Raw genomic sequence first — 7,868 nt, 5'->3', positions numbered from 1 at the left:
CCTCCGCCTTGCAAACCCCCCCCTTCCCCGACGAGGTCATGGCGGCCCGGAACACCCGACTAGAAGTGGTCGGCCTCGGTCAGTTCGCGTTCGAAGGCGTCGGCCTTCGCCACGACCAGTTGGAGCGGCCGGTCGAACTCCTCGAGGACGCTGAGGTCTTCCAAGGGCACGGTGTGCTTGAGCAGCGCCACGCCGTCGACCACGGCCGCGCCGCCCACGAGGGCCTCGCCCGCCAGGTCGAGGAGGCGGCGCAGGTCGATCTTGTCGGCTCGGCCGACCGGGGAGGAGATCTCCAGCCAGGCCGCGCCGTCGGCGTCGGGCACGTGGTGCACCGACACCTGCTGGGTGCGGTCGTCCGCCAGGGTGAGGCGGAAGCGCAGCCAGGCGTCCGTCTCCTCCAGGACCTCGTACCGCAGCCGAACAAAGTTGATCACTTCGGTCCAGGTGGTCACCGTGTTTGTCGCCTCTCGCCCTGACCGGTCCTCACGTGGGCGAAAGCATCTCACGGCGTCCTCCGGCAGGCCCGAGGACAGGGTCGATTGGGCCGATCGGACCAACCGCCCCGGCCCCGGCACGGTGGGCGAAACGCCGGTCACGGTGCGCCACCAGGAGCGGAATTCCGGGTCCCCTTCGGCATTTCTGCGGTCCGCGGACCACCCTCCGCGAGAGGATCGAACCGACTCGTTCGACCGGGCATTGGGCTACTAGGGTGAGCGGGTCCGCGCATCGGACGACCCAGAACTCGGGAGGCCCCCACCTTGTCCGGCAAGTCGTTCGTCCACCTGCACGTCCACACCGAGTACTCGATGCTCGATGGCGCGGCCAAGGTCGCCCCGCTGTTCGAAGAGGCCCAGCGGCTGGGCATGCCCGCGGTCGGCATGACGGACCACGGCAACATGTACGGGGCCGACGAGTTCTACCAGACGGCCACCAAGTTCGGCATCAAGCCGATCATCGGCATCGAGGCCTACGTCGCCCCGCACAACCGGCTGCACAAGAAGCCGGTCTTCTGGGGCGACCCCGGTCAGCGCAGCGACGACCTCGCCGGTGCCGGCGCGTACACCCACATGACGATGCTCGCGGGCAACGCGACGGGCCTGCGGAACCTGTTCAAGCTGCACACGCGTGCGAGCATGGAGGGCTACTACCGCAAGCCCCGGATGGACCGCGAGCTGATCGCCGAGCACGCCGAGGGCATCATCGCCACGACCGGCTGCCCGTCCGGCGAGGTGCAGACCCGCCTGCGGCTGGGCCACGAGGCCGAGGCGATCCAGGCGGCGTCGGACTACCGCGACATCTTCGGGGCCGAGAACTTCTACCTCGAGCTCATGGACCACGGCCTGAGCATCGAGCGGCGGGTCCGCGAGGGCCTGCTCATGATCGGCAAGAAGCTCGGCATCCCGCCGCTGGCCACGAACGACAGCCACTACGTGACCAAGGAGCAGGCGAGCACGCACGAGGCGCTGCTCTGCGTGCAGTCCGGCAAGATGCTGTCCGACCCGGCGCGGTTCAAGTTCGACGGCGACGGCTACTACCTCAAGTCGGCGCAGGACATGCGCGAGCTGTGGGACGCCGAGGTGCCGGGCGCGACGGACTCCACGCTGGTGATCGCCGAGCGCGTCGAGTCGTACGAGGACGTGTGGGCCCACCACGACCGCATCCCGAACTTCGACGTCCCCGAGGGCGAGACGCAGGAGTCGTGGTTCCGCCACGAGGTGATGGCGGGTCTGGACCGCCGGTTCCCGAACGGCATCCCGGACGGCTACGTCGAGCGCGCCGAGTTCGAGCTCAAGGTCATCATCGACAAGGGCTTCCCGGCGTACTTCCTCATCGTCGGCGACCTCATCCGCCACGCGCGGGACATCGGCATCCGGGTCGGCCCCGGCCGTGGTTCCGCCGCGGGCGCGCTGGTCGCGTACGCGATGGGCATCACGAACATCGACCCGATCCCCCACGGTCTGCTGTTCGAGCGGTTCCTGAACCCCGAGCGCACCGCCATGCCCGACATCGACATCGACTTCGACGACCGCCGTCGAGGCGAGATGATCCGGTACGCGTCGGACAAGTACGGCAACGACCGGGTCGCCCAGGTGATCACCTTCGGCACGATTAAGACCAAGGCCGCCCTGAAGGACTCGGCGCGCGTGCACTTCGGCCAGCCGGGCTTCGGCATCGCCGACCGCATCTCCAAGGCGCTGCCGCCGCCGATCATGGCGAAGGACATCCCGCTCTACGGCATCGTCGACAAGAGCCACCCCCGCTACGGCGAGGCCGCCGAGGTCAGGGCGCTGGTCGAGACCGACGAGCAGGTCAAGACGATCTTCGACACGGCTCGCGGCCTGGAGGGCCTGATCCGCAACGCGGGCGTCCACGCCTGCGCGGTGATCATGTCGCGCGACCCGCTGTCGGACTCCGTCCCGCTGTGGATGCGCGACGACGGCTCGATCATCACGGGCTGGGACTACCCGTCCTGCGAGAACATCGGCCTGTTGAAGATGGACTTCCTCGGCCTGCGCAACCTGACGGTCATGGGCGACGCCATCGACAACATCGAGGCGAACCGGGGCAAGGAGACGATCCCGGACTTCGACAACCTCGCGCTGGACGACCCGGAGACGTACGCCCTGCTCAGCCGCGGTGACACGCTCGGCGTGTTCCAGCTGGACGGCGGGCCCATGCGCGACCTGCTGCGCAGGATGCAGCCGACTGCGTTCGAGGACATCGTCGCGGTCGGCGCGCTGTACCGCCCCGGCCCGATGGGCATGAACGCGCACAACGACTACGCCGACCGCAAGAACGGGCGGCAGGAGGTCACGCCGATCCACCCGGAACTGGCGGAGCCGCTGAAGGACATCCTGGGCGAGACCTACGGTCTGATCGTCTACCAGGAACAGATCATGTTCATCGCCCAGAAGGTCGCCAACTACTCCATGGGGCGCGCGGACGTGCTCCGCAAGGCGATGGGCAAGAAGAAGGCCGAGGTGCTGGCCAAGGAGTTCGAGGGCTTCCGCGACGGCATGCGGAACCACGAGCTGAAGTTCTCCGACGAGGCAATCAAGGCCCTGTGGGACACGATCCTCCCGTTCGCCGGCTACGCGTTCAACAAGTCGCACGCCGCCGCGTACGGCCTGATCTCGTACTGGACCGCCTACCTCAAGGCGAACTTCCGCGCGGAGTACATGGCCGCGCTGCTGACGTCGGTGGCGGACAACAAGGACAAGTCGGCCGTCTACCTCGCCGAGTGCCGCCGACTGGGCATCAAGGTGCTGCCGCCGGACGTCAACGAGTCCGCGCTCCGCTTCGGTGCGGTCGGCACGGACATCCGCTTCGGCCTCGGCGCGATCCGCAACGTCGGCGCGAACGTGGTCGACTCGATCGTGGCCACGCGGCAGAAGCGCAACGCCTACGCGTCGTTCACGGACTTCATGGACAAGTCCGAACTGGTGGTGTGCAACAAGAGGGTCGTCGAGTCGCTGATCAAGGCGGGCGCGTTCGACTCGTTCGACCACACGCGCCTGTCGCTCATCCAGGTGCACGAGGACGCGGTCGACATCGTCGTGCCGATCAAGCGCAAGGAGGCGGACGGCCAGTTCGACCTCTTCGGCGGCGGTGACGACGACGCGGAGAAGGACGACGACAGCTCGGCGCTGGCGCACCTCAAGATCGGCTCCGAGGAGTGGCCGCGCAAGCAGATGCTGTCGCTGGAGAAGGAGATGCTGGGCCTGTACGTCTCGGCCCACCCGCTGGACGGCACCGAGCGGATCCTGCGCAAGTACGCGCCGCGCCCGATCGCCGTCGTCCTGGACGACCCGCCGAAGGAAGGCGAGCTGATCGTCTCCGGGATGATCTCCGCGATGGAGCGGCGGGTCAACAAGAACGGCGAGCCGTGGGCGATCGTCACGATCGAGGACCTCGACGCCGCCGTGGAGGTCCTGTTCTTCCCGAAGTCGTACTCGGTGCTCTACGGCGACCTGGAACTCGACTCGGCGGTGTGCGTGAAGGGCCGGGTGAACTGGCGCGAGGACAAGATGTCCATCTTCGGCAGCGACGTCGTCCCGCTGGACATCTCCGACGCCGAGAACAACCCCGGCGTCGCCCCGCCGATCGTCCTGGGCCTCAGCACCAAGACGTTGACGCCGGAACTGGTCGAGGAACTGAAGCAGACCCTCGCCTCGCACACCGGTGACGTCCCGGTGCACCTCAACGTGCAGCGCCGGGACAGGACGAAGGAGCTGTACGTGGTGGACAACTTCCGCGTCGCCACCACCCCGTCGTTCTTCGGCGACCTGAAGACGCTGCCGGGCGTGCTGATCGAACGCTAGCCCCACTCCCACGAAGGGCCGCACCCGCTCCGGGTGCGGCCCTTCGTCGTTTTCGGACGGTCAGCGGCGTGGGTCACATCGGAGCGGAAAACAGTTGCACCCCTGGTTTGAGTTCCATAGACTCAAACTATGTTCACCAGGGCAGAGGCGCTAGACCGAGTGGAGCGGGCCGGGTCGGCCGCCGGGCTCTTCGGGCCTGCCAGCGGGGATCCGGGGAAGCGCAGGGAGGTCCAGCGGCTGTACCGGGCGTTGGCCTCCGTGCTGCACCCGGACGTGACGGAGGCCGGGGACGTGCGGGCGCACGCGGCGTCCGCCGAGCTGACCCGGATGCACCACGAGTGGATCAACGGGGCCACCGTCGAGCTGCGGACGGCCACCGGGGTCTACCGGATCGGCGAGCCGTTCGCCGTGGGCAGCGTGGCGAACGTGTACCGGTCCGACGGGCCGCACATGGTGAAGGTCGTGCGCAACCCGGTGTTGAACCCGTTGCTGCGCGGCGAGTGGGAGGCGCTGCGGGCGTTGGGGCGGTTCACCGACCAGCACCGGTGGCTGCGGCCCTACTACCCGCGGCTGCTCGACACGTCGGGGGACGTCGAGCGGGGCGAGCGGGCCTTCACGGTCCTGGCGCCGCTGGTGGACGGGTTCGTGACGTTGGCCGAGGTGCGGAAGGCGTTCCCCGGCGGGCTGGACGGGCGGGACTACGCGTGGATGCACCGGCGGCTGCTCAAGGCGCTGGCCGGGGCGCACGGGCTCGGGCTGGCGCACGGGGCCGTCACCGCCGAGAACGTGCTGGTGCACCCCGAGAAGCACGGGATCGTGCTGGTCGGGTGGTCGTTCAGCGTCGAGTCCGGGCAACGGCTGCTCGCGACCAGCAAGTCCATCGCCTACCCGCCGGAAGTCGACCGGGGCGAACCGGTCACCACGGCCACGGACGTCCACATGGCACACACGCTGATGCTGGACCTGGTGGCCCCCAACGAAACCCGGCAGCGCACCTTCGCGCGCGGGTGCACGCAGGACAACCCGAGCAGGCGGCCCGACGCCGTCGACCTGATCGACGAGTACGACGACCTGCTCGAAGACCTCTACGGCGCACGGGTCTTCCGCCCGTTCACCGTTCCGAAGCAGACAGGAGCCTGACCATGGGACACGGCAGCTGGGACGACAACGCCTACGCGGCGGCCAAGACCTTCCGCGCGGCCAAGGGGATCGCCGACTTCGGCTACACCGCCGCGACGAAGGGCAAGCCGTCGTCGAGCTGGAAGGCCGCGCCTTCACTGGACCCGTACGGCGTGGCGGCCCGCGAGTGCCGCGACTCGCCCGACCACGCCGACTCGACGCCGATCGCGGTGCTGTTCGACGTGACCGGCTCGATGGGCAGCGTCCCGAAGATCATGCAGGGCAAGCTCGGGAAGCTGCACGGGTTGTTGCAGCGCAAGGGGTACCTCGCCGACCCGCAGCTGATGTTCGGCGGGATCGGTGACGCCGACAGCGACCGGGTGCCGTTGCAGGTCGGGCAGTTCGAGTCGGACAACCGGATGGACGAGCAGCTGCGCGACATCTTCCTGGAGGGCAACGGCGGCGGCCAGAAGAGCGAGTCCTACGAGCTGGCCGCGTACTTCGTCGCCCGCCACGTCGTCACCGACGCCTGGCAGAAGCGCGGCCGCAAGGGCTACCTGTTCCTGATCGGCGACGAGCTGAACAAGCCGCGGTTGGAGGCCCGGCACATCCGCCGGATCATCGGCGACGACCTCGCGCAGGACATCGACCCCGCGTCGGTGTACCGGGAACTGGCCCGCAAGTGGCACGTGTACTTCATCCTGCCCAACCAGTCCTCGTACTACAACGACGACACCATCGGCGAGCACTGGCGCACGATCCTCGGCCAGAACTTCCTCAAGCTGGACGACCCCGGCGCTGTGTGCGAGCTGATCGCGGCGACCATCGGGCTGGAGGAGCAGGTGGTCGACCTGGACCAGGCGCTGGTGGACCTGGCCGAGATCGGGTCGGCCGCCGAGAGCGCGGCCGTCGGCAAGGCGCTGGTGGCGGTCGGATCGAACGCGAAGACGCTCGCGAAGTCGGCCACTCCCCTGGGCCTAGACGGTCCCGACGACGTGGCGCTGAGCTGACATGAGCGCCGGGGAGCACGTGGTCGTCGTCGGGTTGGGGTTCGGCGACGAGGGCAAAGGGGCGGTCGTCGACGCGCTGTGCGCCGACGGACCGGTGTCGGCGGTGGTGCGGTTCAACGGGGGCGCGCAGGCCGCGCACAACGTGGTCGTCGGCGACCGGCACCACACGTTCAGCCAGTTCGGGTCCGGCACGCTCGCGGGCGTGCCGACCTGGCTGTCCCGGCACGTGCTCGTGGAGCCGATCGCGCTGGCGACGGAGTCGCGGGAACTGGCGGCGCTCGGCGTCGACGACCCGTTGGGGATGGTGTCGATCGACGCGGACGCGCTGCTCACGACCCCGTTCCACGTCGCGGCGAACCGGGCGCGGGAGGACGCCAGGGGTCGCGACCGGCACGGCTCGTGCGGCAAGGGCATCGGCGAGACCGCCTGGTACGCGCTGCTGGCCGGTCGGGGGGCCGGGCGCGGCGACGTCGTGGAGGGGCAGGAGGTGCCGGGCACGCCGGGCCCGGCGCCGACGGTCGGCGACTGCGCGGACCCGGTCCTGTTGCGGCGCAAGCTGGACGTGCTCGCCCGGTGCTACGAGCCGCTGATCGGCGACGGCATCTCGGTGGACGACTTGGTGGCGCTCTACCGGGCGTTCGCGGGGGCCGTGCGGGTCACGACCGGGGACGAGGCGGGGCGGCTCGCCGACGCCGGGCGGCTCGTGTTCGAGGGGGCGCAGGGGGTCCTCCTCGACGAGACGCACGGGTTCCACCCGCACACCACGTGGTCCACCGTCGTGCCGCGCAACGCGAAGGCGCTGCTCAACGGCCGGAGCGCGCGGGTGCTGGGCGTGACGAGGACCTACCAAACGCGGCACGGCGCGGGGCCGCTGCCGACCGAGGACGCCGCCGTGCTCGCCCGGTTCCCCGAGCGCCACAACGGCACCGGCGAGTACCAGGGGGCGTGGCGGGCCGGGCACCTCGACGCCGTGCTGCTGCGGTACGCCGTGGCCGCGTGCGGCGGGGTGGACGGGCTCGCCGTGACCCACCTGGACGCGCCGGACCTGCGGGTCGCCACGGCCTACCGGACCGGGGCGACGCGGGTCGCCGAGCTGTCGACGCCGTCCGTGGCGGGGTGCGTGCCGGAGCTGGAGGCGCTGCCCGACCCGGTGGCGTTCCTGGAGGACCTGGTCGGGGCGCCGGTGCTCGTCACCGGCGCGGGGGCCGACCGGGCGGACTACGCCGTGCGGACCCCGGTCCCGCGGTGAGGTGCGGGACAATCCCGACATGATCGAGTCGACGCTGGTCTCGGTGGACGTGGTCGTGCTCCGGTTCGACCTCGACGCGCGGGCGGTGGTCCTGGGGGTGGGGCCCCGCGCGCGGGTCCCGTTCGCGGGGGGGTTGGGGCTCCCCCGGGTGCTGCTGGGCCGGGGGGA

General features: G+C 69.9%; 5 protein-coding genes. 4 read left to right on the top strand and 1 reads right to left on the bottom strand.

The features are described 5' to 3' along the window. Positions 1–59 precede the first annotated feature (59 nt). Positions 60–452, bottom strand: a complete 393-nt coding sequence (locus ACFWW9_RS45025) for a hypothetical protein (protein WP_390389627.1) — start codon at positions 450–452, stop codon at positions 60–62. Positions 453–758: 306 nt separating this feature from the next. Here ACFWW9_RS45025 and dnaE point away from each other — a divergent pair, with 306 nt between their 5' ends. From dnaE to ACFWW9_RS45005, 4 genes are all read left to right on the top strand, one after another. After that, positions 759–4,322 (top strand): DNA polymerase III subunit alpha, encoded by a 3,564-nt coding sequence (gene dnaE, locus ACFWW9_RS45020; RefSeq protein WP_390389625.1) that lies wholly within the window; start codon positions 759–761, stop codon positions 4,320–4,322. A gap of 129 nt (positions 4,323–4,451) precedes the next feature. Next, positions 4,452–5,462, top strand: coding sequence for an adenylate cyclase (locus tag ACFWW9_RS45015; protein ID WP_390389622.1), 1,011 nt, complete (start codon positions 4,452–4,454; stop codon positions 5,460–5,462). Between the two features lie 2 nt (positions 5,463–5,464). Beyond that, on the top strand, positions 5,465–6,451 hold the full coding sequence (locus tag ACFWW9_RS45010) for a hypothetical protein (protein WP_390389620.1): 987 nt from the start codon (positions 5,465–5,467) through the stop codon (positions 6,449–6,451). Between the two features lies 1 nt (position 6,452). Beyond that, positions 6,453–7,700: an adenylosuccinate synthetase gene (locus ACFWW9_RS45005; protein ID WP_390389618.1), complete on the top strand. Its 1,248-nt coding sequence runs from the start codon at positions 6,453–6,455 to the stop codon at positions 7,698–7,700. Positions 7,701–7,868: the final 168 nt, after the last annotated feature.

The organism is Umezawaea sp. NPDC059074 (genome assembly GCF_042738955.1).
GTDB lineage: Bacteria > Actinomycetota > Actinomycetes > Mycobacteriales > Pseudonocardiaceae > Umezawaea.
The sequence above is the reverse complement of the archived record's forward strand: the minus strand, read 5'-3'. Positions and strand labels throughout refer to the sequence as shown.